At 71.6% G+C, this 24,979-nt stretch carries 19 protein-coding genes; 6 read left to right on the top strand and 13 right to left on the bottom strand.

The genetic code is table 11. From position 1 onward, the window contains the following. Positions 1-36 precede the first annotated feature (36 nt). The gene (locus ADK55_RS11545) at positions 37-720 is read right to left on the bottom strand and encodes a TetR/AcrR family transcriptional regulator (RefSeq protein WP_078998795.1); all 684 of its coding nucleotides are present in this window, start codon (positions 718-720) and stop codon (positions 37-39) included. 89 nt (positions 721-809) lie between these two features. On the opposite strand from ADK55_RS11545, the gene ADK55_RS11540 reads away from it, so the two are divergent. Then, positions 810-2,372, top strand: a complete 1,563-nt coding sequence (locus tag ADK55_RS11540) for an MFS transporter (RefSeq protein ID WP_053677676.1) — start codon at positions 810-812, stop codon at positions 2,370-2,372. Between the two features lie 71 nt (positions 2,373-2,443). On the opposite strand, the gene serA is transcribed toward ADK55_RS11540, so the two are convergent. The 6 genes from serA to ADK55_RS11510 all read right to left on the bottom strand — a co-directional run bounded on the left by serA (position 2,444) and on the right by ADK55_RS11510 (position 12,247). Continuing rightward, positions 2,444-4,033, bottom strand: a complete 1,590-nt coding sequence (serA, locus tag ADK55_RS11535) for a phosphoglycerate dehydrogenase (RefSeq protein WP_053677675.1) — start codon at positions 4,031-4,033, stop codon at positions 2,444-2,446. A 291-nt stretch (positions 4,034-4,324) separates the two neighbouring features. Further along, positions 4,325-5,326: a ketol-acid reductoisomerase gene (gene ilvC / locus ADK55_RS11530; RefSeq protein ID WP_053677673.1), complete on the bottom strand. Its 1,002-nt coding sequence runs from the start codon at positions 5,324-5,326 to the stop codon at positions 4,325-4,327. Positions 5,327-5,475: 149 nt separating this feature from the next. Continuing rightward, complete coding sequence (gene ilvN, locus ADK55_RS11525; RefSeq protein ID WP_053677671.1) at positions 5,476-6,000, bottom strand: acetolactate synthase small subunit; 525 nt, start codon at positions 5,998-6,000, stop codon at positions 5,476-5,478. Between the two features lie 32 nt (positions 6,001-6,032). Beyond that, positions 6,033-7,919 (bottom strand): acetolactate synthase large subunit, encoded by a 1,887-nt coding sequence (locus ADK55_RS11520; protein WP_053677669.1) that lies wholly within the window; start codon positions 7,917-7,919, stop codon positions 6,033-6,035. Positions 7,920-8,147: 228 nt separating this feature from the next. Next, on the bottom strand, positions 8,148-11,027 hold the full coding sequence (locus ADK55_RS11515) for a putative bifunctional diguanylate cyclase/phosphodiesterase (protein WP_371591453.1): 2,880 nt from the start codon (positions 11,025-11,027) through the stop codon (positions 8,148-8,150). A 272-nt stretch (positions 11,028-11,299) separates the two neighbouring features. Then, a complete protein-coding gene (locus tag ADK55_RS11510) occupies positions 11,300-12,247 on the bottom strand; it encodes a 2-hydroxyacid dehydrogenase (protein ID WP_053677748.1) in 948 nt (315 codons plus the stop codon). A gap of 73 nt (positions 12,248-12,320) precedes the next feature. Here ADK55_RS11510 and ADK55_RS11505 point away from each other — a divergent pair, with 73 nt between their 5' ends. The 3 genes from ADK55_RS11505 (at position 12,321) to ADK55_RS11495 (ending at position 15,041) form a co-directional block, all read left to right on the top strand. Then, positions 12,321-13,328 carry an aldo/keto reductase gene (locus ADK55_RS11505; protein ID WP_053677667.1) on the top strand — a complete coding sequence of 336 codons (1,008 nt, stop codon included), beginning with the start codon at positions 12,321-12,323 and terminating at the stop codon, positions 13,326-13,328. A gap of 339 nt (positions 13,329-13,667) precedes the next feature. After that, complete coding sequence (locus tag ADK55_RS11500; RefSeq protein WP_053677746.1) at positions 13,668-14,825, top strand: PQQ-dependent sugar dehydrogenase; 1,158 nt, start codon at positions 13,668-13,670, stop codon at positions 14,823-14,825. A gap of 42 nt (positions 14,826-14,867) precedes the next feature. After that, a complete protein-coding gene (locus ADK55_RS11495) occupies positions 14,868-15,041 on the top strand; it encodes a DUF6191 domain-containing protein (protein WP_234350002.1) in 174 nt (57 codons plus the stop codon). On the opposite strand, the gene ADK55_RS11490 is transcribed toward ADK55_RS11495, so the two are convergent. The 6 genes from ADK55_RS11490 to ADK55_RS11470 form a co-directional block, all read right to left on the bottom strand. Continuing rightward, the gene (locus ADK55_RS11490; protein ID WP_063839504.1) at positions 15,010-18,165 is read right to left on the bottom strand and encodes a helix-turn-helix transcriptional regulator; all 3,156 of its coding nucleotides are present in this window, start codon (positions 18,163-18,165) and stop codon (positions 15,010-15,012) included. The two genes, ADK55_RS11495 and ADK55_RS11490, sit on opposite strands and share 32 nt — an antisense overlap. Before the next feature lie 80 nt (positions 18,166-18,245). Next, the gene (locus ADK55_RS38480; RefSeq protein WP_159041355.1) at positions 18,246-18,440 is read right to left on the bottom strand and encodes a hypothetical protein; all 195 of its coding nucleotides are present in this window, start codon (positions 18,438-18,440) and stop codon (positions 18,246-18,248) included. Between the two features lie 192 nt (positions 18,441-18,632). Then, complete coding sequence (locus tag ADK55_RS11485; protein ID WP_053677663.1) at positions 18,633-19,247, bottom strand: hypothetical protein; 615 nt, start codon at positions 19,245-19,247, stop codon at positions 18,633-18,635. 187 nt (positions 19,248-19,434) lie between these two features. Beyond that, the gene (locus tag ADK55_RS11480; RefSeq protein WP_053677661.1) at positions 19,435-20,337 is read right to left on the bottom strand and encodes a S41 family peptidase; all 903 of its coding nucleotides are present in this window, start codon (positions 20,335-20,337) and stop codon (positions 19,435-19,437) included. Positions 20,338-20,459: 122 nt separating this feature from the next. After that, the gene (locus ADK55_RS11475; protein ID WP_078998794.1) at positions 20,460-22,757 is read right to left on the bottom strand and encodes an MMPL family transporter; all 2,298 of its coding nucleotides are present in this window, start codon (positions 22,755-22,757) and stop codon (positions 20,460-20,462) included. 324 nt (positions 22,758-23,081) lie between these two features. Beyond that, entirely contained in the window at positions 23,082-23,477 is a 396-nt protein-coding gene (locus ADK55_RS11470; protein WP_053677659.1) for a hypothetical protein, read from the bottom strand. Positions 23,478-23,536: 59 nt separating this feature from the next. On the opposite strand from ADK55_RS11470, the gene ADK55_RS11465 reads away from it, so the two are divergent. Together ADK55_RS11465 and ADK55_RS11460 are read left to right on the top strand one after the other, a co-directional pair. After that, positions 23,537-24,340 (top strand): GNAT family N-acetyltransferase, encoded by an 804-nt coding sequence (locus ADK55_RS11465; protein WP_053677743.1) that lies wholly within the window; start codon positions 23,537-23,539, stop codon positions 24,338-24,340. 50 nt (positions 24,341-24,390) lie between these two features. Further along, positions 24,391-24,897 carry a DinB family protein gene (locus ADK55_RS11460; RefSeq protein ID WP_053677658.1) on the top strand — a complete coding sequence of 169 codons (507 nt, stop codon included), beginning with the start codon at positions 24,391-24,393 and terminating at the stop codon, positions 24,895-24,897. The last annotated feature ends 82 nt before the right edge of the window (positions 24,898-24,979 follow it).

Below are 24,979 nucleotides of genomic sequence, written 5' to 3'. Positions count from 1 at the left end.
CCGCCCGGCGGGCACTGCGTGGGCGCGCGGCGCGGCTCAGGCCGCGGGTCCCGCGTCGGGCGCGTCGGGCGACACTTCCCCCGCCGCCCCGTCGACCGGCACTTCGTCGACCGGCGCCGCGGCCGCCTTCCCCGGCGTTCCCGCCCCCGCCCCCTTCGCCATGAGCTCCGCCGCCCGCCGCATCCCCTCGGTCAGCTCGGCCGGGGTGCCGGCGCTCCCGGCGTCGAAGAGCCACTGGATCATGAACCCGTTGAGCAGGGCCTGGTAGAAGGTGCCCAGCGTGCGCAGGTCCCCCTCCTCCAGCCGGTCCTCCGGCACACCGGTGAACATCGAGACCAGCCCCCGGCGCCCCTCGTCCTGCAAGGCCGCGAGCAGTCGGCGCAGCTCCGGGAGCTCGTCCCGGGTCAGCGCGACCTCCAGGCTCGCGGCCCAGATCGGGCCCGACTCCTCGTGCCGGGCGTGCACGCCCTGCCACACCGCACGGAAGCGGTCGAGCGAGCCGCCCTCCCCCGCGAGGCCGCCGGTGAACGCGTCGCCCCAGTCGGAGATCAACTCGATGAACGCCTGGGTGAGCAGGGCGTCCTTCGAGCCGTAGTGATAGCCGATGGAGGCCAGGTTGGCGCCCGAGGCCTTGACGATGTCACGCGCGGTGGTGCGCACGAACCCCTTCTCGACCAGGCATTCCTTGGCCCCCCGGAGCAGATCTTCGCGATGTCCCATGCCGACACGGTAGCAAGACAACTGTCCTAGACGGAAGTTCCATACGCTCGTACTAGACAAGCGTTTATGACGCTTGTACATTCCTGTTCATGACGAACCCCGCTGCCTCAGCGCGCCTCGCCGGCCGCCGCGAATGGACCGCCTTCACCGTCCTGCTGCTGCCGCTGCTCCTGGTCTCGATGGACGTCTCCGTCCTCTACTTCGCCATCCCCGCCATCACCCGGGAGCTGGACCCGAGCGCCACCCAACAGCTCTGGATCTTCGACAGCTACGCCTTCGCCCTCTCCGGGCTGCTGATCACGATGGGTTCGCTCGGAGACCGCATCGGCCGCCGCAAACTGCTGTTGATCGGCGCGAGCGCCTTCGGCCTCGCCTCCGTCGGCGCCGCGTACGCGACCAGCGCCGAGATGCTGATCGCCTGCCGGGTACTGCTCGGCGTCGGCGGTGCGACGCTGATGCCGTCCACCCTGGCCCTCGTACGAAACCTCTTCCGGGACGCCAGGCAGCGCGCCCAGGCCATCGCCATCTGGTCCGGAGCCATGACCGGCGGCATCGCCCTCGGCTCCGTGATGAGCGGTGTGATGCTGAACCACTTCCACTGGGGTTCGGTGTTCCTGATCAACGTCCCCGCGATGCTGCTCCTGCTGGTCCTGGTCCCGGTGCTGGTACCGGAGTTCAAGGACCCCGCCCCGGGCCGCTTCGACCTGCCGAGCGTCCCGCTGTCGATGGCCGCCGTACTGCCCCTGGTGTACGGCCTCAAGGAGATCGCCGCAGAGGGCCTCGCACCGCTCCACACCGCCTGCGTCGCCGTCGGCCTGGCCTTCGGGTACGTGTTCGTGCGCCGCCAGCGGGGCCGCGACGACGCCATGGTCGGCCGGGCGCTCTTCCGCAACCGGGGCTTCGGCGCGGGCATCGGCCTCCAGACCGTCTCCGCCTTCGCCATGATGGGTTCGGCCTACTTCACCACCCAGTACCTCCAATCGGTGCTCGGCATGGGCACCTTGGAGGCCGCGCTGTGGAGCCTGGCCCCGTCGGTCGCCATCGGCGCCGCCGCCCCCGTGGCCGCGGCCCTCGCCCGCACGGTGGACCGGTCCCTCGTCATCGCGGGCGGCTTCCTCCTCGGCGCCGCCGGGTTCGCCCTCATCGGCCGGGTCGGCACGGACTCCCTGTGGCTGCTCCTCGTCGGCGCCGGGGTGCTGGCCAGTGGGATCGTCGTCGTGATGTCCCTGGTCTCCGACATCGCGCTCGGCGCGGCCCCCGCCGAGAAGGCAGGCTCGGCCGCCTCGCTGCTGGAGACGGGCGCCGAGTTCGGCGGCGCCCTGGGCATGGCCGTCCTGGGCAGCCTCGGCACCGCGGTCTACCGCTCCGACCTGGTGGGCGCCGAGCCCGCCGTCCGGGAGACCCTGGGCGGCGCGGTCGCCACCGCCGGTTCGCTCGGCGGCGACGCCGGGCAGCGGGTGCTGGACCTGGCCCGGGAGGCGTTCGTGCACGGCATGCAGTACGCGGCCTGGGGCGGAACGGCCCTGCTGCTCGCGGCCGCGGCCCTCGCGCCGGTCCTGCTGCGCGGCATCGGCACCACCGCCGCGACCCCGGTGGAACCGGAGCCGGAGTCGGCCGGGGCCGCCGCGGTCCCCGCCCCCGTCGCACGCTGAACGACCCGTACGACACGGAACGCGAAAGGGCCCGGGGTCTCCCCCGGGCCCTTCCCCTGCGTGCCGAAGGGTCAGCCGAGGCTGACCGTGCGCGCCGAGACGGCGCCGATCTCGGCGGCGATGTCCGCGAGGACGTTCACCGGGACCTCGGCGTCGACGGTGAGGACGCCGAGCGCCTCGCCACCCTCCTCGGCGCGGGCGACCTGCATGCCCGCGATGTTCAGACCGGCTTCGCCCAGGATGCGGCCGACGGTGCCGACGACGCCCGGACGGTCGGCGTAGCGCAGGACGACCATCTGCTCGGCGAGTGCCAGGTCCAGGTCGTACTCGCCGATGCCGACGATCTTCTGAAGGTGCTTCGGGCCCGCGAGCGTGCCGGAGACCGAGACCTCCTGCCCGTCCGAGAGGGTGCCGCGGACGGTGACCACGTTGCGGTGGTCCGGGGACTCCGAGCTGGTGGTCAGGCGGACCTCGACACCGCGTTCCTGCGCGAACAACGGGGCGTTGACGTAGGAGACCGTCTCGTCGACGACGTCCTCGAAGACGCCCTTGAGCGCGGAGAGCTCCAGCACCTTGACGTCGTGCTGGGTGATCTCGCCGCAGACCTCGACGTCGAGACGGACCGCGACCTCGCCCGCGAGGGCGGTGAAGATGCGGCCGAGCTTCTCGGCGAGCGGCAGGCCCGGACGCACGTCCTCGGCGATGACGCCGCCCTGGACGTTGACCGCGTCCGGCACCAGTTCACCGGCGAGCGCGAGGCGCACCGACTTGGCGACCGAGACACCGGCCTTCTCCTGGGCCTCGTCCGTGGACGCGCCGAGGTGCGGGGTGCAGACGACCTGGTCGAGCTCGAAGAGCGGGGAGTCCGTGCAGGGCTCCTTCGCGTACACGTCGAGGCCGGCGCCGGCGACGCGGCCCTCCTTGATGGCCGTGTACAGCGCGGCCTCGTCCACGATCCCGCCGCGCGCGGCGTTGACGATGCGGACGGACGGCTTCACCTTGTGCAGCGCCTCGTCCCCGATGAGACCGAGGGTCTCGGGGGTCTTCGGCAGGTGCACGGTGATGAAGTCCGCGACCTCCAGCAGCTCGTCCAGCGTCAGCATCTTGACGCCCATCTGGGCGGCGCGCGCGGGCTGGACGTAGGGGTCGTACGCGACGACCTTCATGCCGAAGGCCGACATGCGCTGGGCCACCAGGACGCCGATGCGGCCGAGGCCCACGACACCGAGGGTCTTCTCGCTGAGCTCGACGCCCGTGTACTTGTTCCGCTTCCACTCGCCGTTCTTCAGGGCGGTGTTGGCCTGCGGGATGTTGCGGGCCGTGGCGACGAGCAGGCCACAGGCCAGCTCGGCGGCGGTGACGATGTTGGAGGTCGGCGCGTTGACGACCATCACGCCGGCCTTGGTGGCGGCGGAGACGTCGACGTTGTCGAGGCCCACACCCGCGCGGGCGACCACCCTGAGCTTCTTGGCGGCGGCGATGGCCTCGGCGTCCACCTTGGTGGCGGAGCGGACCAGGATCGCGTCGACGTCGACGATCGCGGGCAGCAGCTCCGCGCGGTCGGCTCCGTTGACGTGCCGGATCTCGAAGTCCGGACCGAGCGCGTCCACCGTGGCGGGCGACAGCTCTTCGGCGATGAGTACGACAGGTTTCGAGCTCACGTGGGTCATCCTCACAAGTCCAGTGCGGACGGCCGTCCCGACGGCCGCAGGCGGTGGAGGGGGTAGCCGCGTGGAAGACGCACGACACTGTGGGCCTGACGCGTTGTGTTGAGCAGTGTAGTGGCGTATCCGCGGCGGATTTCCGCCTGTACGGAAGGATCACCCTTCCGTGATTGGCCGGGGTGGCCAATCCGCGCGGTCGAAGGCCGCTGATCCGGCGGGCCGGACGGCCTCCAGGGGCGCGTGCGCGGCGGGGCCGGGACCCGTCGTCCCGGCCCCGCCGCGGCGGGATCAGCTCTCGTCGTTGTCGACCCAGCTCATCAGCTTGCGCAGCTTCTTGCCGGTGGTCTCCAGCAGGTGGGCCTCGTCGGCCTTCTTGTACTCGTTGTACTTCGGCAGACCGGCCTTGTACTCGGCCATCCAGGTGTTGGCGAACTCGCCGCTCTGGATCTCCGCGAGGACCTTCTTCATCTCGGCCTTGGTGGCGTCCGTGATGATGCGGGGGCCGGTGATGTAGTCGCCCCACTCGGCGGTCTCGGAGACCGACCAGCGCATCTTCTCCAGGCCACCCTCGTACATGAGGTCCACGATGAGCTTCAGCTCGTGCAGGCACTCGAAGTACGCGATCTCCGGCTGGTAGCCGGCCTCGGTCAGGGTCTCGAAACCGGCCTTGACCAGCGCGGAGGCGCCACCGCAGAGGACGGCCTGCTCACCGAACAGGTCGGTCTCGGTCTCCTCGGTGAAGGTGGTCTTGATGACGCCGGCGCGGGTGCCGCCGATGCCGGCCGCGTAGGAGAGCGCGAGGGCGAAGGCGTTGCCGCTGTGGTCCTGCTCGACGGCGGCGATGCAGGGCACGCCGCGGCCTTCCTCGTACTGGCGGCGGACCAGGTGACCCGGGCCCTTCGGGGCGACCAGGGCGACGTCCACGTTGGCCGGGGGCTTGATGAAGCCGTAGCGGACGTTGAAGCCGTGACCGAAGAAGAGCGCGTCGCCGTCCTGGAGGTGGTCCTTGATGGACTCCTCGTAGATCTCGGCCTGGAGCGGGTCCGGGGTCAGGATCATGATGACGTTGGCCCACTCGGCGGCCTCGGACACCGAGACGACCTTCAGGCCCTGCTCCTCGGCCTTGGCCTTGGACTTGGAGCCCTCCTTCAGGCCGACGACGACGTCGACGCCGGAGTCACGGAGCGACAGCGCGTGGGCGTGGCCCTGGCTGCCGTAGCCGATGACCGCGACCTTGCGGCCCGCGATGATGGACAGGTCGGCGTCGTTCTCGTAGAACAGCTCGGCCACTGGGATATCTCCTTGGTGCGCGTGTGTTGCTCCCACCGTACGGCGGGGAACGGAATGTGAGTTTCTCGGTCTCGCCATGCGGGCGGCCCGCCGACGCGCGGCGGGCCGCCCACGGGGGCGAACGGTCGAACGACCGGTGGAGCGGTCGCTCAGGCGCTGCGGTCGAGCGCGCGCAGGCTGCGGTCCGTGATGGACCGTCCGCCACGCCCTATGGCGATCGTGCCGGACTGCACGAGTTCCTTGATGCCGAAGGGCTCCAGCATCTTCAGCATCGCGCCGAGCTTGTCGGTGCCGCCGGTGGCCTCGATGGTGACGGCCTCCGGGGAGACGTCGACCGTCTTGGCGCGGAACAGCTGGACGATCTCGACGATCTGCGAGCGGGTCTCGTTGTCGGCGCGGACCTTCACCAGAACGAGTTCACGCTCGATGGCGTTGTGCTGCTCCAGCTCGACGATCTTGAGCACGTTGACCAGCTTGTTGAGCTGCTTGGTCACCTGCTCCAGCGGAAGGTCCTCGACGTTCACGACGATGGTGATGCGCGAGATGTCGGGGTGCTCGGTGACACCGACCGCGAGGGAGTCGATGTTGAAGCCGCGGCGGGAGAACAGGGCGGCGATCCGAGCGAGGATGCCGGGCGTGTTCTCGACCAGGACGGAGAGCGTGTGCTTGGACATGTGAGTCGTTCTCTCTCTCAGGCTCTCTCGGCTCAGTCGTCTTCGTTGTCGCCGAAGTCGGGACGGACGCCCCGGGCAGCCATGACCTCGTCGTTGGAGGTGCCGGCGGCGACCATCGGCCACACCATGGCGTCCTCGTGGACGATGAAGTCGACGACCACCGGGCGGTCGTTGATCGCGTTGGCCTCGGCGATGACCCGGTCCAGGTCGGCGGGGTCCTCGCAGCGCAGTGCGACGCAGCCCATGGCCTCGGACAGTTTCACGAAGTCCGGGACGCGGGTGCCCTTGCGGGGGGCGATGGACTCGCCGAGCTGGGAGCCCACGGTGGCGTGGCCGGTCTCGTCGGCGTGCAGGACCGTGTTGGAGTACCGCTGGTTGTAGAACAGGGTCTGCCACTGGCGGACCATGCCCAGCGCGCCGTTGTTGATGATCGCGACCTTGATCGGGATGTTGTTCAGCGCGCAGGTGGCCAGTTCCTGATTGGTCATCTGGAAGCAGCCGTCGCCGTCGATCGCCCAGACCGTGCGGTCCGGCATGCCGACCTTGGCGCCCATCGCGGCCGGGACCGCGTAGCCCATGGTTCCGGCGCCGCCGGAGTTCAGCCAGGTGCGGGGCTCCTCGTAGTCGACGAAGTGCGAGGCCCACATCTGGTGTTGGCCGACGCCGGCCGCGTAGATGGTGTGCTCCGGGGCGAGCGCGCCGATCCGCTGGATGACCTGCTGCGGCGAGAGGCTGCCGTCCGCGGGCAGGTCGTAGCCCAGCGGGTACGTCTCGCGCCAGCGGCTGAGGTCCTTCCACCAGGCGGTGTAGTCGCCCGCGTTGCCCTCGGTGTGCTCGGCCTGGATTGCCTGGATCAGGTCGGCGATGACCTCGCGGGCGTCGCCCACGATCGGGACGTCGACCTCGCGGTTCTTGCCGATCTCGGCCGGGTCGATGTCCGCGTGGATGACCTTGGCGAACGGGGCGAAACTGTCCAGCTTGCCGGTGACGCGGTCGTCGAAGCGGGTGCCGAGCGCGATCAGCAGGTCCGACTTCTGCAGCGAGGTGACGCCGGTGACCGAACCGTGCATGCCGGGCATGCCGACGTGCAGCGGGTGGCTGTCGGGGAAGGAGCCGAGCGCCATCAGGGTGGTACAGACGGGGACGCCGGTCAGTTCCGCGAGGACCTTCAGCTCGGCGGTGGCGCCGGACTTCATGACACCGCCGCCGACGTACAGGACCGGGCGCTTGGCCGCGCAGATGAGCTTGGCGGCCTCCCGGATCTGCTTGGCGTGCGGCTTGGTGACGGGCCGGTAGCCCGGCAGGTCGTGGGTCGGCGGCCACGAGAAGGTGGTCTTCGACTGGAGGGCGTCCTTGGCGATGTCCACCAGGACCGGGCCGGGGCGGCCGGTGGAGGCGATGTGGAACGCCTCCGCGATCGTCCGCGGGATGTCCTCGGCCCGCGTGACCAGGAAGTTGTGCTTCGTGATCGGCATCGTGATGCCGACGATGTCCGCCTCCTGGAAGGCGTCGGTGCCGATCGCCTTGGAGGAGACCTGGCCGGTGATCGCGACGAGCGGCACGGAGTCCATGTGCGCGTCGGCGATCGGGGTGACCAGGTTGGTGGCGCCCGGGCCCGAGGTGGCCATGCAGACGCCGACCTTCCCGGTGGCCTGCGCGTAGCCGGTCGCGGCGTGGCCGGCGCCCTGCTCGTGGCGGACCAGGATGTGACGGACCCTCTTGCTGTCCATCATCGGGTCGTAGGCGGGAAGGATGGCGCCACCCGGGATCCCGAACACGGTGTCGCACCCCACCTCTTCGAGAGAGCGGATGAGGGACTGCGCACCCGTGACGTGCTCAACTGCGGCGGACTGGTGTCCACCCGTACGGGGCCGCGGCTGCGGATGGTGGGCCCCGGTGGCCTGCTCGGTCATCGGCATTCTCTTCTCGAAGCTGAGGGTTTTACGAGGAGCGGGGATCCTTCGGAGCAAGCTCCGAAGGCGTGTGCCAGTGCAACAAAAAACCCCTCGTGCCGGGAGGCAAGCGAGGGGAGCGCGTCGGGTGTGTGGAGCGGGGACATACAGGTCCCAGCTTCAGCCGACGCGCTTTCCAAGTACGAGAATTCGGGTGCGCATGGCACTGACCCTCCCTCCGGCGGGAGGTGGATGTCAAGCGGGTGGGACGGGCGTCTCATTATTTGAGCCTCTACGGATGACCATCAAGCCACTGGACGAGCCTCCGGCCAAGGCCGGCTGGGCCAAACCGCCCGGTACTGGGAACGTACCGCGCACGAGGGCGCGTCGCAGCCTGTATTCGTCGAGTGGTCCGGAGAAGGCCATTCCTTGACCCTGGGTGCACCCCATCGCCCGCAGGGCCGACACCTGCTCGGGCAGGTCCACCCCGTCGGCCACCGACTGCATCCCCAGGTCGTTTGCGATCCGCAACAAACCTGCGGTGATCTTGTGCAGGCGGGCCGATTCCACCAGGCCCTCGACCAGGCCCCGGTCCAGTTTCAGCATGTCCACGGGCAGCCGCCGGAGGGCGCTGATGGCCGCGTAACCGCTGCCGAAGCCGTCGAGGGCGATCAGGACGCCCAGCCTCCGCAAGGCCGTCAGGCGCCGCTCCAGCTCGTCGAAGGGCACCCTGGGATCGCTGTCCGCCAACTCGATCACCAGCGCACCGGACGGCAGCCCGTGCCGGGTCAGCAGGGCGTCCAGGGAGGCGAGCGGCGCGGAGCGGTCCAGCAGCCGCTGGGCGGTCATCCGGACCGCCACCGGCACATGATGACCGGCCCGGTGCCGCTCGGCGGCCTGCTCCACGGCCTCCTCCAGCAACCAGCGCCCCAGCTCGGCGGTGCGCGAGGCATCCGGAGCGACGCCGTGGGCGGCGCCCTCGCTGTACTCGGCCACCCGCAGGAACTCGGCCGGCGTGAACAGGATCCCCTGCGCCGAGCGCCAACGGGCCTGCGCGGCGACGGCCATGACCTCCCCGGTGGCCAGCGAGACCACGGGCTGGTGCAGCAGGGCGAACTCACCCTCGTGGAGCGCGGTGCGCAGCCGCCCCGCGAGCTCGGCCTTGCGCACGACCTCGGCCTGCATCTGCGGCGCGTACAGCTCGACGCGGTTCTTGCCGCCCGCCTTGGCCCGGTACATCGCGAGATCCGCGTTGCGCATCAGGTCCGAAGGGGTGATGCCGGGGTCCGCGAAGGCCACGCCGATGCTCGCGGCGACCCTGACCTCGCTGCCCCCGATCCGGTACGGCTGGGAGAGCGTGGTGCGCAGTCGGTCGGCGATCTCGTGCACCTGGTACTCGCGGGCGCCGCGGTCGCGGCTGCCGTCGCCCGTGATCAGCGCGGCGAACTCGTCGCCGCCGAGCCGGGCCGCGGTGTCCCCGGCGCGGACCGAGTCCTGGAGCCTGCGGGCGGCCTCGACGAGCAGCTCGTCGCCGGCCTGGTGGCCGATGGTGTCGTTGACCGCCTTGAAGCCGTCGAGGTCGATGAAGAGCACGGCGGTGCCGTGGTCCCCGGCCCGGCGGCCGGTCAGCGCCTGGCGGACCCTGCGGGTGAACAGGGCCCGGTTGGGGAGGTCGGTGAGGGGGTCGTGCTCGGCGCTGTGCTGGAGCTGGGCCTGGAGCCGGACGCGCTCGGTGACGTCGCGGCTGTTGAGGATGAGCCCGCCCTGGTGCCGGTTGACGGTGGACTCGACGTTGAGCCAGTCACCGTCGCCCGACTCGAACCGGCACTCGATGCGGGTGGTGGGCTCCTCCGAGGGGGGCGCCGCCAGGAAGCGGCGCACCTCGTGGACAACGCGGCCGAGGTCGTCGGGGTGGATCAGGGTGGCGAGCTCGGTGCCGACCAGTTCCTCCGCCTCGCGGCCGTAGACCCCGGCGGCGGCGGGACTCACGTAGCGCAGGGTGCCGGTGGGCGCGGCGATCATGATGACGTCGCTGGAACCCTGGACCAGGGAGCGGAAGTGGTTCTCCTTCTGGGCCAGTTCCTGGGTCAGCGCGATGTTGTCGACGAGCATGATGCCCTGCCGGATGACGAGGGCCAGGACGACCGTGCAGCCGGTGAAGACGACCATCCGGTCGACCTTCCGGCCGTCCACGACGTTGTACAGGATGCCGAGGGTGCAGACGGCGGCCGCGAGGTACGGGGTCAGCGCGGGCAGCGAGCCGGAGATGGGACGGCTGTGCGGGCGCTCCGCTCGCGGGGGCCTCACCGCCTGCTCGGCGGACTCGGCCCTGCGGGCGCCCCAGGGGGCGTACGCCAGCAGCAGCGAGCCCGCGAACCAGCCGGCGTCGAGGATCTCACCGGAGCGGTAGGTGGTGTTCAGCAGCGGGGAGGTGAAGAGCGCGTCGCTCAGGACGGTCAGGGCGAGGGCCGCGATGGCCGTGTTGACGGCGGAGCGGTTGTTCGCCGAGCGGCGGAAGTGCAGGACCAGCACCATCGAGACGAGCGCGATGTCGAGCAGCGGGTACGCGAGGGACAGCGCGGCCCGGGGGACGCTGCCGGGGGCGCCCGACTGGACGGTGCGCGCGGCGTTGGCGAGGGCCAGGCTCCACGACAGCGTCAGCAACGATCCGCCGATGAGCCAGGAGTCGAGGCCGAGGCAGACCCAGCCGGCCCGGGTGACGGGACGCTTGGCGAGGACCAGGAGGCCCACGATGGCGGGCGGTGCGAAGCAGAGGAAGGCGAAGTCGGCGAGGGAGGGTTCCGGGACCTCCTGGCCGAGAATGACCTCGTACCAGCCCCAGACGGCGTTTCCGAGGGCCCCCATCAGGGAGGAGAACGCGAACATCAGCCAGGCGGGACGTTCGCGCCGGTCGATGGTGCGTGCGTAGTGGAAGCAGGAGACGGCGGCGAGCAGTCCCGCCGTGCTGAGCCCGAAATCGCCCATAAACTTGGCGAGTTCGGTCGATCCCCAGCCGAGGGCGGCTCCGACGGCGTAACCACCGCTGACCACCGCGAGGAGGAGCTGCGCCGCCAGGCCCTTGCCGGCGCCCGCCGTCGGGGGCCGGGTCAGGAGCGCCGCCCCCGGGGGGCTCACCGGTCCCCCTCGCCTGCCAGCTTCGGCGCACCCCATCGTCGCCTCCGGCGGCTCTGCCGCGTCGGATCCTTCGTCCATTGGCCGTGCATCGCCCGTCGCCCCCAAAGTGTCCGATCACTCCCCGGCGCCGGACGTTCCCGGCGCAGCCCCTTGTTCCGGACGATACACCACTTTCGTCACTCAGCGACATAGCTCCTCTACTCTGCGTCACCGTCCGGGGGGTTGTCGACACCGCGCGCACTCGGGTGAATACGGAACGTGCTCACATCGGGTCACCCCGTGGTCAACACCGTGTTCTCCAGGGGCTCGCCGGCGGCGAACCGGGAGAGCTGCCGGGCCAGGAGCCGCTTGGCCCGCGGCTCGAACGCCGAACTGCTGCCGCCCACATGGGGCGTGATCAGGACGTTCGGGGCGTGCCACAGCGGGTGGCCCGCGGGCAGCGGTTCCGGCTCGGTCACGTCGAGCGCCGCCCGCAACCGGCCTGATTCCAGTTCCGCGAGCAGGGCCGCCGTGTCGACGACCGGTCCGCGCGCCACGTTCACGAGCAGGGCGCCGTCCTTCATCCGGCTGAGGAAATGGGTGTCGACCAGGCCGCGGGTGGCATCGGTCAGCGGGGTGGAAAGGACCACCACGTCGGCGTCCGGGAGGAGTCGGGGAAGGTCGGCGAGGGCGTGCACCGGCCCGTGCGCGGTGGTGCGCGCGGAGCGTGCGACCCGTGTGACGCGCGCGCACTCGAAGGGGATCAACCGGTCCTCGATGGCCGCGCCGACCGACCCGTGCCCGACGATCAGGACCGACTTGTCGGCGAGGGCCGGGTAGAAGCCGGCGCGCCACTCCTCGCGGTCCTGGCCGCGGACCATGCCGGGGATGCCGCGGAGCGAGGCGAGGATCAGGGTGAGGGTCAGTTCGGCGGTGCTGGCCTCGTGCACGCCGCGGGCGTTGCACAGGCGCACGCCGGGCCGCAGCCCGTCGAGGCCGCCGAGTACGTGGTCGATGCCCGCGGTGAGGGTTTGGACGACCTGGAGGTCGGGCATCGCCGGCAGCGGTCGCAGGGTGACGGCCGGGGACTTCATGTACGGGGTGACGTAGAAGACGCAGTCCCCCGGGTCCGCGGGGAACGCGTCCTCGCCGTCCCACCGTCGGTACCGGAAGCAGTCGGGAAGGCCTTCGATCTCGTCGGCGGCGAAGGGGAGCCAGACGTCCGGGGTCGTTGCAGTCATGATCACGAGGCTATGCCAAGGGATCCGGATCAAGCCGTTAGTTTGATGGCCGGACCGGGAGGGGGACGCACAGGTGGAGCGCAGGTCGATCGGGTCGGGGCCGCTGTGGGTGGGCGCCATCGGCCTCGGCTGCATGCCGATGAGCTGGGCGTACGCGCCCTCGCACCGCCGGGGCGAGGAGTCGATGCGGACCCTGCACACGGCACTTGACCTCGGTGCGAACCTGCTGGACACGGCCGATGTGTACGGGCCGTTCACCAACGAGCTGGTCCTCGGGCGGGTGCTGCGGGAGCGGCGGTCCGAGGCCTTCGTGTCGGCCAAGGTGGGCCTGCGGGCCGGTGAGCAGCACGTGGTGGCGGACGGTCGGCCCGGATATGTGCGGCGGGCCTGCGACGCCTCGCTGCGGCGGCTGCGGACCGACGTCATAGACCTGTACCAGCTGCACCGGGTGGACCCGGACGTGCCGGTGGAGGAGACCTGGGGCGCCATGGCGGAGCTGGTGGCCGCGGGGAAGGTGCGGGCGCTCGGTTTCTGTGCGCTGGGCGCGGGCGCCGGGCCGGGCGCGGGGCGGCGCGGCGACCGGGCGTACCGGTCGACCGTGAGGCTGCTGGAGCGGGCGCAGCAGGTGTTCCCGGTGAGCGCGGTGCAGGCCGAACTGTCGGTGTGGTCGCCGGAGGCGGCGTGGCAGTTGCTGCCGTGGTGTGCGGCGCGCGGGGTGGGGGTGCTGGCGGCGATGCCGCTGGGCAGCGGGTTCCTGACCGGGACGCTGCGGCCGGGCGCCGGCTTCGAGTCGGCGGACGTGCGGGCCCGGCACCCGAGGTTCACGGCGGACGCGATGGCTTCGAACCAGGTGCTGGTGGCGGGCCTGCGGCGGGTGGCCCGACGGCACGGGCCGGAGGTCACCGCGGCGCAGGTGGCGCTGGCGTGGGTGTTGGCGCAGGGACCGCACGTGGTGCCCGTCCCGGGGGCCGATCGGGCACATTGGGCGGCGGAGAACGCCCGGGCTGCCGAGGTCCGGCTCACGGCCGGGGACCTGGCCGAGATGGCGGAACTTCCGGCGGCGGTGGGAGCCTGGGACTGACCCCGGCCGGGGGTCGTGCCCCGCGCGATCGGCGACCACCGGCACAACCACTCGATCGAGTGTACGAGTGGTGGAACTTCGGGCGGTGCCGCCGATGTTGAGTCGGTGGGAAGGCACGATCGGAGCACCGGAAGGGACAGCGCGATGCGATACGAACCGCGGTACGGACAGGGCGACGGGCGGGGCGACGGGCGCCCGGGGGTGCGGGCGGCGGTCGGTTCTCCGCGCCGCGACGACCGGTGGGACGGGCGGTGGGGCGGGCGCCGCGACGACCGGTGGGGCGGGCGCCCCGTGCCCTCGGCCGCGTATGACGTCGCGCGTGGGCGGCCCCGGTCGGTCCTGACGGCGCTGGCCCTGGCCGGGTGCGGGGCCCTGCTGGCGGCGGGCTGCTCGCCGCCGGGCGGGGAGGCGGCCCGGCCGGGCGGCTCCCCACCGGGTACGGCGTCACCGGGGGGCGGGTCACCGGGTTCCTCCGGATCCCCCTCCACGAGCGGTCCGCCCGCCAAGGGCGCCGTGACGGTGAAGGGCGAGGTCACCAAGGGGCTGGATTCCCCGTGGGGTGTGGCGGCGCTGCCGGGCGGCGACCTGTTGGTCGCCTCGCGGGACAAGGGCACCATCAGTCGCGTGCGGGCGGACACGGGCGCGATCACGCCGATCGGCGAGGTCCCCGGGGTGGCCCCGGGCGGCGAGGGCGGGTTGCTGGGTCTCGCGCTCTCCCCGACCTTCGCCTCGGACCGGCTCGTGTACGTCTACTTCACGACCGAGTCCGACAACAGGATCGCCCGCCTGCGCTATGACGACCAGAGACCGGCCGGGCAGCGGTTGGGGGCACCCGACACGGTGTTCCGGGGCATCCCGAAGGGCCTCGTCCACAACGGGGGTCGGATCGCGTTCGGCCCGGACAAGATGCTGTACGTCGGCACCGGGGAGACCGGCGAGACCGGGCTCGCGCAGGACAAGAAGTCCCTCGGCGGCAAGATCCTGCGGATGACCCCGGACGGGGAACCGGTGCACGGCAACCCGGAGGCGGACTCGGTCGTCTATTCGTACGGCCACCGCAATGTGCAGGGCCTCACCTGGGACAAGGACAAGCGGCTCTGGGCCGCCGAGTTCGGCCAGAACACGTGGGACGAGCTGAATCTGATCGAGCCCGGTGTGAACTACGGCTGGCCGGAGGCCGAGGGGAAGGCGGGCAGACCCGGCTTCCGCGACCCGGTGGCCGTGTGGAAGACCGACGAGGCGTCGCCGAGCGGCATCGCCTGGGCGCAGGGCTCGATCTGGATGGCGGGGCTGAAGGGCGAGCGGCTGTGGCGGATCCCGCTCGCCGGCGCGACCCCGGTGGCCGAGCCGGAGGCCTTCCTCCAGGGCCGGTACGGCCGGTTGCGGACCGTGGTGCCGCTGGGCGGGGACGCGTTGCTGCTGGTCACGAGCGAGACGGATGGGCGCGGGTCGCCGGAGACCGGCGACGACAGGATCCTGACACTGACGGTGCGATGACCGACGAGGCCCCGGCCGGGGACGAAAGGCGTGGTGGACAGCGTGTTCAACATGTTCGAGGAGCTCTTCGCCCCGGGGCGCAAGCACACCAACGAGGAGAAGAAACGACTGGAGCTGTCCCGGACCGACGTCAATGACGGCGATCCGGGACGGGGCCCGATAGATCTCGAATCCGGCACGGTGCTCATACGCCCTGCCGAGCGACCTCCGGCCTAGACCCGGCGCCGCGTACCGGGGCGGATCCGGACGGCCGGCCACTGTGACCGGCCTGGCCGCCTCCCGGGGTCCGGCGGCTTCCGCGGTCCGGGCGGTCCTGGAGTTCGGGGCCGAACAGTCTGAGCCTATGGGCGAGGGCGGCGGCCTCGCCGCGGCCGGCCACGCCCAGCTTGGCCAGGATGTTCGAGACGTGCACGCTGGCCGTCTTCGGGGAGATGAAGAGTTCCTCCGCGATCCGGCGGTTGGTGCTGCCCGTCGCGACCAGCCGTAGTACGTCCCGCTCGCGGCTGGTCAGCCCCAGGGCCTCGGCCGGGTCCACCTCCGGTGTCGGCGGCGCCCCGTGCGGGTCGGGGGCGTCGAGCGGGACCCGGGCGCGTTGCGCCAGCAGCGTCAGGTCCTCGCACAGCCGTCGGGAGCCGAGCCGCTCGGCGGTGGCGTGTGCCTCGCGGAGCAGTTCGGTGGCCGTCTCCCGGTCGCCGCCGGCCACGAGCAGCGCCTCGCCGAGTCGGTACCCGGCCCGGGCGAGCAGGTAGGGGCGGGCGAGGGGTCGGATCATGTCGACGACGGCGGTCCAGTCCGCGGTGGTGTCCCGGCCATCGGCGCGGAGCAGCTCGGTCCGGACGTACTCGGCGTGCGCGGTCCACACCGGCACCGGGGTCGCCAGGGTGCGGGCGGCGGCGCGCAGCGCCTTCAGGGCGGCTTCCCGTCCGGAGTCGGCGGTCGGGAGTCCCCGGGCGTCGGCCTCAGCGGTGGCCGCGGCCAGCAACAGCGGCCAGGCGTAGCGGTGTTGCCCGAGCGCGAATCCGTGGGCGATGGCTTCGGTGACGTGGCTGCGGGCCTCGACGATCCGGCCCTCGCCCGCGGCCACTCCGATCTCCAGCCGGTAGAGCGGCAGTCGGTGTTGGGGCTGGGCGTCGTGCGTGCCGAAGTATGCGTGTGCCGTGGCGAGTTGGGCGGCGGCCTCGGAGAGTTCACCGCGGGCCAGGGCCAGGTAGGAGAGGCGTGCGGCGGCGGAGGCGCGCGGGGCGGCACTCTGGCCAACACGGAGGGTCTCCCGGGCTTCCTCGGCGGCCTCGTCCCAGCGGCCGAGGCTGTAGAGGCTTTCCGCCATGTTGCCCCGAACCCAGGCCTCGGAGTCCAACAGCCTTGATTTGCCGACGAGTTCAGTGCCCCGCTTGGCCACTTCCACGGCTTCCGCGGAACGGCCCAGCGATTCCAACTGAGAGGTGAGATTGATATGAGCACGACCGGCCAATGCGGTCAGCCCGAGTTCCGTGGCGCGGTCCTTGACCGCGTGCAGTTCGGCGAGGCCCGTCTCGCTGTCGCCGGAGTCGACACACAGGGAGGCGACCGTGATCCGCGCGTTGAGTTCGACGTCCTCCGCGCCGACCATCCGCGCGTACTCCACGGCGCGTTCGGCGGCGGCGAGGTTGTCGGGGCCCGGCTTGTGGAGCATGCCCCAGCCCGCGGCCCGGACCAGCACCTCGGCGTGCACCTGGGACGGGGGCAGCCCCCGGACGAGTTCCTGCGCCCTGGCTATCTCCGCCCACCCGTCGCCGCGGGCGAGGCTTGCGACCAACCGGGAGCGCTCGGTCCAGAACCAGGCGGCCCTGAGCGGGTCCTCGTCCTCCTCCAGCATGCGCAGCGCCGTCTTGGTCAGCTTGAGGGCGCGCTCGCGTTCGCCTCCGTAGCGGGCCGCGACGGTGGCCTCGGCCAGCAGGTCGAGTCGCCGGAGCCCGGTGTTCTCCGGATCGCATCCACAGGGCGGGTAGACGTCGGTGTAGTCCGCCGGGCGGAGTCCCTCGCGCGTCTCCTCCGGGACGCTGTCCCAGAGGTCGATGGCCCGTTCCAGCAGGCTCAGCTGCTCGGAGTAGGCGTGTCGGCGGCGGGCGGTCACGGAGGCGGCGAGGACGGCGGGCAGCGCCTTGACCGCGTCGTTGGCGTAGTACCAGTAGTTGGCCAGCCTGATGACCCGTTCGCCGGCGCGGATCAGCGTCTCGTCGGCTTCCATGGCCTCGGCGAAACGTCGGTTGACGCGGGCGCGCTCGCCCGGCAGCAGGTCGTCGCTGACGGCCTCGCGGACGAGGGAGTGACGGAAGCGGTAGCCGTCCCCGTCGGAGGTGGGGAGGAGGATGTTGGCGCCGACGGCGGCCCGCAGAGCCTCGATCAGCTCGTCCTCGCCGAGCCCCGTGACGGCGCGCAGCAGCGGGTACTCGACGGTGGAACCGCCCTCGGCCACGATCCGGACCACGCGCTGCGCGGACTCCGGCAGGACCTCGACCCGGACGAGCAGCAGATCGCGCAGGGATTCGGTCAGTCCCGTACGGCAGCCGTTCGCCCGCGAGGCGACGAGTTCCTCGACGAAGAAGGCATTGCCGTCGGAGCGGTCGAACACCGAGTCCACGAAGGCCTCGTCGGGCCGCGAGGCGAGGATGCCGGCGAGCTGTCGGCGCACCTCTGCCCGGTTGAAACGGGGCAGTTCGATGCGTTGGACGGTGCGGAGCCGGTCGAGTTCGGCGAGGAGCGGGCGCAGCGGGTGGCGGCGGTGGATGTCGTCGGCGCGATAGGTGGCGACGACGACGAGACGGCCGTTGCCGAGGGTGCGGAAGAGGTAGGCGAGGAGGTGCCGGGTGGAGGTGTCGGCCCAGTGCAGGTCTTCCAGGACGAGCACGATGGTGCGATCGGCGGCGAGCCGTTCGAGCATGCGGGCCGTCAGCTCGAAGAGGCGCGCGGTGCTCTCCTCGTCGTGCGGGCCCCTGGGGGTGTCGCCGAGCTCGGGGAGGATGCGGGCGAGTTCGTCCTCCTGCCCGGCGGTCGCGGCGGCCAGTTCCTCGGGGAGCCGGCGGCGCAGGCTGCGCAGCGCCGTCGAGAAGGGGGCGAAGGGAAGCCCCTCCGCCCCGATCTCCACACAGCCTCCGACGGCCACCACCGCGCCGCGGCGGGCCGCCTCGCCCAGGAACTCCTCCGTGAGGCGGGTCTTGCCGACGCCGGCCTCGCCCCCGATGACCAGGGCCTGCGGCTCCTGGTCCCCGGCGCGTGTCAGTGCATCGACGAGTATGGCCAGTTCGTCGGCTCGGCCGACGAACACCGGGCTCACGGATCTGGTCTCCACGTCGCCGAGCATCGCACAGGGCGGCCGTTCGGCGTCACCGAGTATCGCGGCGCTTCTCCTCACGCGTCGGCTCCCGCTGCTCGCGCCGCGGCTTACGCGGCGCGGGTGAAGCGGCTCCGGTTTCCACTCACCGACCCTTCGGGTTCCTGGCCGCGTGAGGAGCGGCGCGCCTTCCTGGCCGCCCGGGCCAGTCGGTACGCGTCGGCCTCGCGGAGGAGGTCGGCGCGGCGGGCGATGGCCATCTCGTACTCGAACATCTCGTACTCCCTGGTTGCTCTCTCGGGCACCTCGTTCGGTGTGATCCAAGATTCGCTTCCCAGAGGGCGCCGGCGCATGGGGCGCTTGCCGCATCTTCGCGCGCCGGAAGCCTTAGTCCCGCTTGCCGACCCCCGGACCGGCCTGGACGGCCTAAGCCCTGAGGCCGTGCCCGGGTCGCCCGGTGTCCCTGTGGACGACGGGCGTCCTGTGGACGACGGGCGTCAGACGGCGCTCGTCGGCGCGGGGAGGAGGAGGTCGAAGTACATGAGGGTGAACAGGAGTACGCCCAGGGCGCCGAGCGCGATGGCGGCCCAGGCCACGGAGCGGATCCAGGTCGGGAGGGTGCGGCCGGGGACCCCGAAGGCGGGGCGGGCCAGCACGAAGAGGGCGAGGAGGAGTGCGAGGGCGGACAGGACGCCGTTGACGAGGGCGGTCGCGTGCCAGGGAGCGCTGTACAGGGCCGCGATCTTCGCGTTGGTGTCGGCGGTCTGGCTCAGATCGAGCTGGTTCACGAGGTTCTGTCGCTCGGCGACGACGCGGGAGACCCAGCTCCCGCTGAGGGCGACGACGCTCAGCCCCGCGGCCACGATCGCGGAGGCCGCGGAGGCGACGCCGCCGACCTGCCCGGCTTCCTCGTCCTCGGCGGCGAACTCCTCTTCGAGGTCGTCGTCGGACGTCTCGGGTGCGGTGGACCCGTCGAGCGGCTCCGCCACGGCCTTGTCGGCCGGTTCGAGCGTGTCGGACCCCGTGTTCTCGGTCCGGGCCTCGGCCGGGGTGGTCGCTGTCGCCTTGTCTTCGGTGGGGTCCGTCGGGTCGGGGGTCTTCTTGGTGTCCATGCGGGGCACCGTAGGCGGCGTTTCTGAGAGGTTCCTGAGAAGGTCGCGCGACCGCCCGGGGCCATCTCCGCAGGTGGGCCACGGGGTGGGATTCCGGGCGGTGACCGCGCCCCGTGGGCCGGGCCGCCGATCGCGAGCGGCTCGGCGGTCCCGGCGGGGGACCGCCGGCCCTCCGACCGCGAGGCGCCTATCCGGGCTGCGACGGGATCTGCCGCGACGCGGTCCCGAGTGCCTCTTCGAGCGCCTGGTCCGCCGGAACCGGAACGTCGGGTACGACTCCCACGCCCTCCCAGTTGGTCCCCGTGACGGTGTTGACGGCCCGGGCCGTGGGGACGGTGACCTGGATGTGATCGGTGACCGTGTAGCGGGTCGTGGGGTGGGCGCCGCCCCGCGTGGTCTCGCCGAGGACGACGGCCCGGCCGTTGGCCTGCAGGGTGTAGGCGATGTCCTCGCCCGCGGAGAACGTGGTCCCGCTCGTGAGCACCTGGACAGGGCGGTCCAGGTAGCGCGGCGCGGGGAGGTGGGCGGTCGTCCAGAACTGGCGGGTCGTATCGGTGCGCCGGTCGTGGATGTCGTTCAGGTGCACCTGGTCGTCAGGGAAGAAGTAGCTGCACCACATCGCCGCCCCCTCCGGGGATCCGCCGAGGCACGCCCGCAGGTCCAGTACGAGGGCGGAGCTGTGCGCGACCAGCTGCATGGCCGCGCCGATCGCGCTCGCGCCCTCGGCGGCGGTGGCGACGCGCCGGAGCTCGATGAGCCCGACGTTCCCTTCCAGCCGTTCGACGCGGCGGATCCCCTGGCCCTCCGCCCGGAGCAGCGCGAGGAACGCGGCCCGGCCCCCGTCGGCGTCCGCCGGAGCCGACGATTGCGGCTCGTCCGTCCAGAGCAGTCGCAGGTGCTTGTCCGGGCACACCTCCTGGAGATGTGCGGTCACCGCCTCGCAGAGAGCCGGACCGTCCAGGCCCTCGTAGGCGCCGGCCGCCAGATGGTCCCCGATCGCGGCTTCGATGGCGGGAATCTTCGCGGGGAAGACATAGCCCGCGTCGATTCGCTCCAGGGCCTCTTCGATTATCTGTTGATTGGAAGGCATGACGGATCATGGTAGGGGTCGAGGTTTCCGGCGAACAGGGGTTTGTTTCCGCGCGGTTGGAGTCGAACCGGTTCGGGAAACACGCGGTTTCCTCCTCGGCTCTCGGGCGACGGGGTCGTACGTCACCGGGATGCGGTGACGCGCGCGGCCTCGTCCGATTCCCCGTCCTTGCCCTCGTCCTTGTCGCTGCCCTCGCCGTTGCCCTTGTCCGGGGCGCTGTCCGTGTCGGGCCGCTGCGCCGGGAGTGCCGCGCGGGTGTGGGAGGGCGGGGGTTCGATGCTGATGCGCGGGAGCCTGCGGTCGAGCCAGGCGGGCAGCCACCAGTTGGCGCCACCGAGCATGTGCATGAGGGCGGGGACCAGCAGGGTGCGCAGGACGAAGGCGTCGAGTGCGACGGCGACGGCGAGGCCGATGCCGAACATCGCGATGATGCGGTCGCCGCTGAGCACGAAGGCCAGGAACACGGAGATCATGATGACGGCGGCCGAGTTGATCACCCGGCTGGTCTCGGCGAGGCCGACGCGGACGGCCCGCTTGTTGTCCCCCGTCTCCAGCCATTCCTCGTACATCCGGCTGACCAGGAAGACCTGGTAATCCATGGACAGCCCGAAGAGCACCGAGACCATGATGACGGGCAGGAAGGGCTCGACGGGGCCGGCGCTGCCCAGGCCCATCGCCTCGCTGCCCCAGCCCCATTGGAAGATCGCGACGACCACGCCGAAGGAGGAGGCGACGGCCGCGACGTTCATGACGGCGGCCTTGACGGGGATGCCTATGGACCGGAAGGCGAGCAGCAGGAGCACGCAGCCGAGGGCGATGACCACGCCCACGAAGAGCGGTAGCTTCCCGATGACGACCTCCGCGAAGTCGTCGTAACCGGCGGTCACTCCGCCCACGTGGACCTCCGTCGAGCCGTCGTTCGCGGCGCGCGGGATGACGTCCCGGCGGAGCGTGTCGACGAGGTCGCTGGTGGCCCGGGACTGTGGGGAGGAGTCCGGTACGACGGTCAGGACGGCGGTGTCCCCGCTGCCGTTGAACACAGCCGGGCCCGCGAACGCGACGCCCTCGGTGGTCCGCAGGGCTTCGGTCAGGCGGTCGACGGCGACCCGCCCACCGGCTCCGTCGAGGCGGGCGACGACCGCGAGCGGTCCGTTCGTTCCGGGTCCGAAGCCTTCGGCCAGCAGGTCGTAGGCCTTGCGGGTCGTGGAGGTGGCCGGGTTGTTGCCCTGGTCGGAGGTACCGAGGTGGAGGCCGAGGGTCGGCAGCGCCAAGACCACCATCACGGTGGTGGCGAGCGCGCCGAGGAGCTTGGGGTGTCGTTCGACGAAGGCGGACCAGCGGACGGCGAAGCCGGTGGGGAGCTCGCGGCGTGGTCCTTCCCGCGCGAGCGTGCGGCGTTCGCGGCGCGAGAGGGCGCGGGTGCCGATGTACGAGAGGAGGGCGGGCAGCAGTGTCACGGAGGCGGCGACGGTGAGGACCACGGTCAGGGAGGCCGCCAACGCGACGCCGTCGAGGAAGTTCAGTCTCAGCACCAGCATGCCGAGCAGGGCGATGCAGACGGTCGCGCCGGCGAAGACGACGGCCCGACCGGTGGTCGCGACGGCATCGGCGGCGGCCTGCTCGACCGGGAGGCCGCGGGTGAGGGCCTTGCGGTGCCGGGTGACGATGAACAACGCGTAGTCGATGCCGACGCCGAGGCCGACGAGGGTACCGAGCATCGGGGCGAAGTCCGCGACCGGCATGGCGTGTCCGAGCAGGGTGATGCCGAAGTAGGCGGTGCCCACGCTGACCAGGGCGGTCGCGATGGGCAGCAGGCTCGCGGCGAGCGAGCCGAAGGCGAGGAAGAGGACCACGGCGGCGATGGCCACGCCGATGGCCTCGGCGAGGTGGGCGCCGGGTGCCTCGGTCAGGCCGATCGCCCGGCCGCCCAGCTCCACTTGGAGGCCGTCGGACTCGGTGGTGGGGTTCTTGGCCGTCGCGACGACGGCTCTGGCCTGGTCCTTGGGCACGGCGTCGGCGGGCCGGTCGAAGGTGACGACGGCGTAGGCGGTACGCCCGTCGGGGCTGATCCGGGCGGCTTGTTCGGGGGCGGGTCCGTAGGGGCCGGCGACCGATCCGACGCCGGGGAGCGCGGTGATCGCGTCCAGTGCCCGGCTCATGCGCTCTTCGACGGCGGGGGTGCGGGCGCTCTGGTGGTCCGGGGTCCGCCACACGACGGTGTTCGTGTCGCCGCCTTGGCCGTGGAAGCCCTCGCGCAGCAGGGTGTTGGCCCTGGCGGACTCGGTCCCGGGGACCTCGTAGTCGTTGGTGAAGGCGGATCCGGCGCTCCCCGCCGCCGCGGCGGTGCCGCCGAGGGCGAGCAGCCAGATCAGGACGGTGACCAGTCGGTGTCGCATGCACCAGCGTGCGATTGCTGCCAACGGACGTGCTCCCTGGTGGTTCGGATCTTTACCGGGGGAGGGCCCGTCGCAAAGAACACGTGGACGCGTGCGGGCCGGGGCGGGTGCCTGAGGGGTCTCCTCGGCCCGACCGGTCGGTCCACACCTCTACCTGCTTCACCTGCAACGATCTCAACGATTGGTGATCGTTGGCCCCTTTCGTGTGCATCGTCACAGGAACTTGGGGAATGCCCGATGCGGAGGGCCAGGGCCAGGGCCAGGGCCAGGGCCAGGGCCAGGGCCAGGTGCAGGTGCAGGGCCAGGGCCAGGTGCAGGTGCAGGTTCAAAGCACGGCCAGGTTCAGGTTCAGGGTCGCGGGCTGCCGGGCTGCTCTTCGTCGGCGCGGTAGCCGGGAACGGACGGCCATCGGACGGTGAGCACCACCGTGTCCTCCTCCGCGTGCCAGGAGTGGTCGACCCCGCGCCCCCAGACCACGTAGTCGCCCTGCTCGGCGAGGACCACGGTGCGGCCGGGGAACTCCAGCCGGAAGCGCCCGCTGATCAGCACCTGGAGCGCGGTGCGTTCCTCGCCGGTCACCCATCGCGCCCGCTCGTCGCCCTTGGGGTGGACGCCCCATTTGATCTCCACGTCCTCGCTGTGGCGGGGATCGCCGGGCGCCTTGAAGTGACCGAGGAGCCAGCCGCGGTCGACGGCGGCGTCGGGAGCGGCCTTGCCGGTGTAGACGGAGGAGTCGACGTTCACGGAGCGAGGTTAATGCAGTTGTGGCGCGCGGACCCGGCTGGTGAGCTGGCCGGATGACCATGGATGACGCGGAATTGGTGAAGGTACGGGCCCTGTACGACTCGCAGATGCGCCGGGGCGCGCAGCCCGACTCGGTGTCGGCCCGCGTGGAACGGGTGGGCGCGGTCGTCCGGCAGACCGTGTCCGGTCCCGGCTGGAACGGTGTGGTGTGGTCGGACCTCGACGCCGGGACGGCGGACGCGGAGATCGCCGCGCAGATCGCCCACTACGCGGGGCGGGCGAAGGCCGGCGAGGCGACGGACTTCGAGTGGAAGTTGTACGACCACGACCGCCCGGCGGATCTCGGGGAGCGGCTGCGCGCGGCCGGGTTCGTACCGGAGCCGGCCGAGACGCTGCTCGTGGCGCGGACGGCCGACCTCGCGGCGCTGCCGGTCCGTCCTCCGGAGGGGATCACCCTGCGGGTGGTGACGGACGAGGCGGGGGTGGATTTGATGATGGAGGCCCACGGAAGGGCGTTCGCCTCCGAGAGCCCCCGGATCCGGGAGCTGGTGCTCGGCATGCTGCGGGACGCACCGGACACCGTCGAGGCCGTCGTCGCGATGGCGGGCGACACCCCGGTCTGCGCGGCCCGGATGGAGATGCCGCGGGGGGTCTCGTTCGCGGGCCTGTGGGGCGGTGGCACCGATCCCGAGTGGCGGGGGCGCGGCATCTACCGCCTTCTGGTCGCCCACCGCGCCCGGTTGGCGGCGGCCCGCGGCATCGAGTACCTCCAGGTGGACGCGACGGAGGACAGCCGACCGATCCTGGAACGGCTGGGTTTCAACGTGCTGGGAGTGACGGTGCCGTACGTGTGGGAGTGCTGAAAAGGGTGCCCGCCGGGTCCTTCCGGCCGTCGGGTCGGGCGGGCAGGATCATGCACATGGAACGCATCTCACCACCCGGTACCGGCGGCGAGCGCGAAACGCTCCGCGCCTACCTCGACTTTCACCGCGCCACCCTCGCGATGAAGTGCGAGGGTCTGGACGACGGGCAACTGCGCCGCCAGGCGTCCCCACCGTCCACCTTGTCCCTGATGGGCCTGGTCCGACACATGGCCGAGGTCGAGCGACAGTGGTTCCGCCGCACGATCGGCGGGGCCGAGGTCCCGCACCTGTGGTCCGACCGCCACGACTTCCAGGCGGCCTACGACGCCACGGACGCGAGCGGGGCCGAGGCCTTCGCCGCCTGGCACGCCGAGATCGAGCACTCCCGGGAGGTGGAGGCCGCAGCCGCGTCCCTGGAGGTGACGGTGCACGTCCCGAGGTGGAAGGAGGACGTCTCGTTGCGCCTGGTGATGCTGCACATGATCCACGAGTACGCCCGCCACAACGGGCACGCCGACTTCCTCCGCGAGGCCGTGGACGGCACCGTCGGCGCGTGAGAACGCGGGAGGACGCGGCGGAGGTGCCTGAGAGACGCACCGTCGGCAGGTGCGGGACGCGGCGGGGCCACGCGAGTCGCGG

Origin of the sequence: Streptomyces sp. WM4235, from assembly GCF_001279725.1 — a bacterium.
Classification (GTDB): Bacteria; Actinomycetota; Actinomycetes; order Streptomycetales; family Streptomycetaceae; genus Streptomyces.
This window is presented reverse-complemented; position numbering and strand designations above follow the sequence as displayed.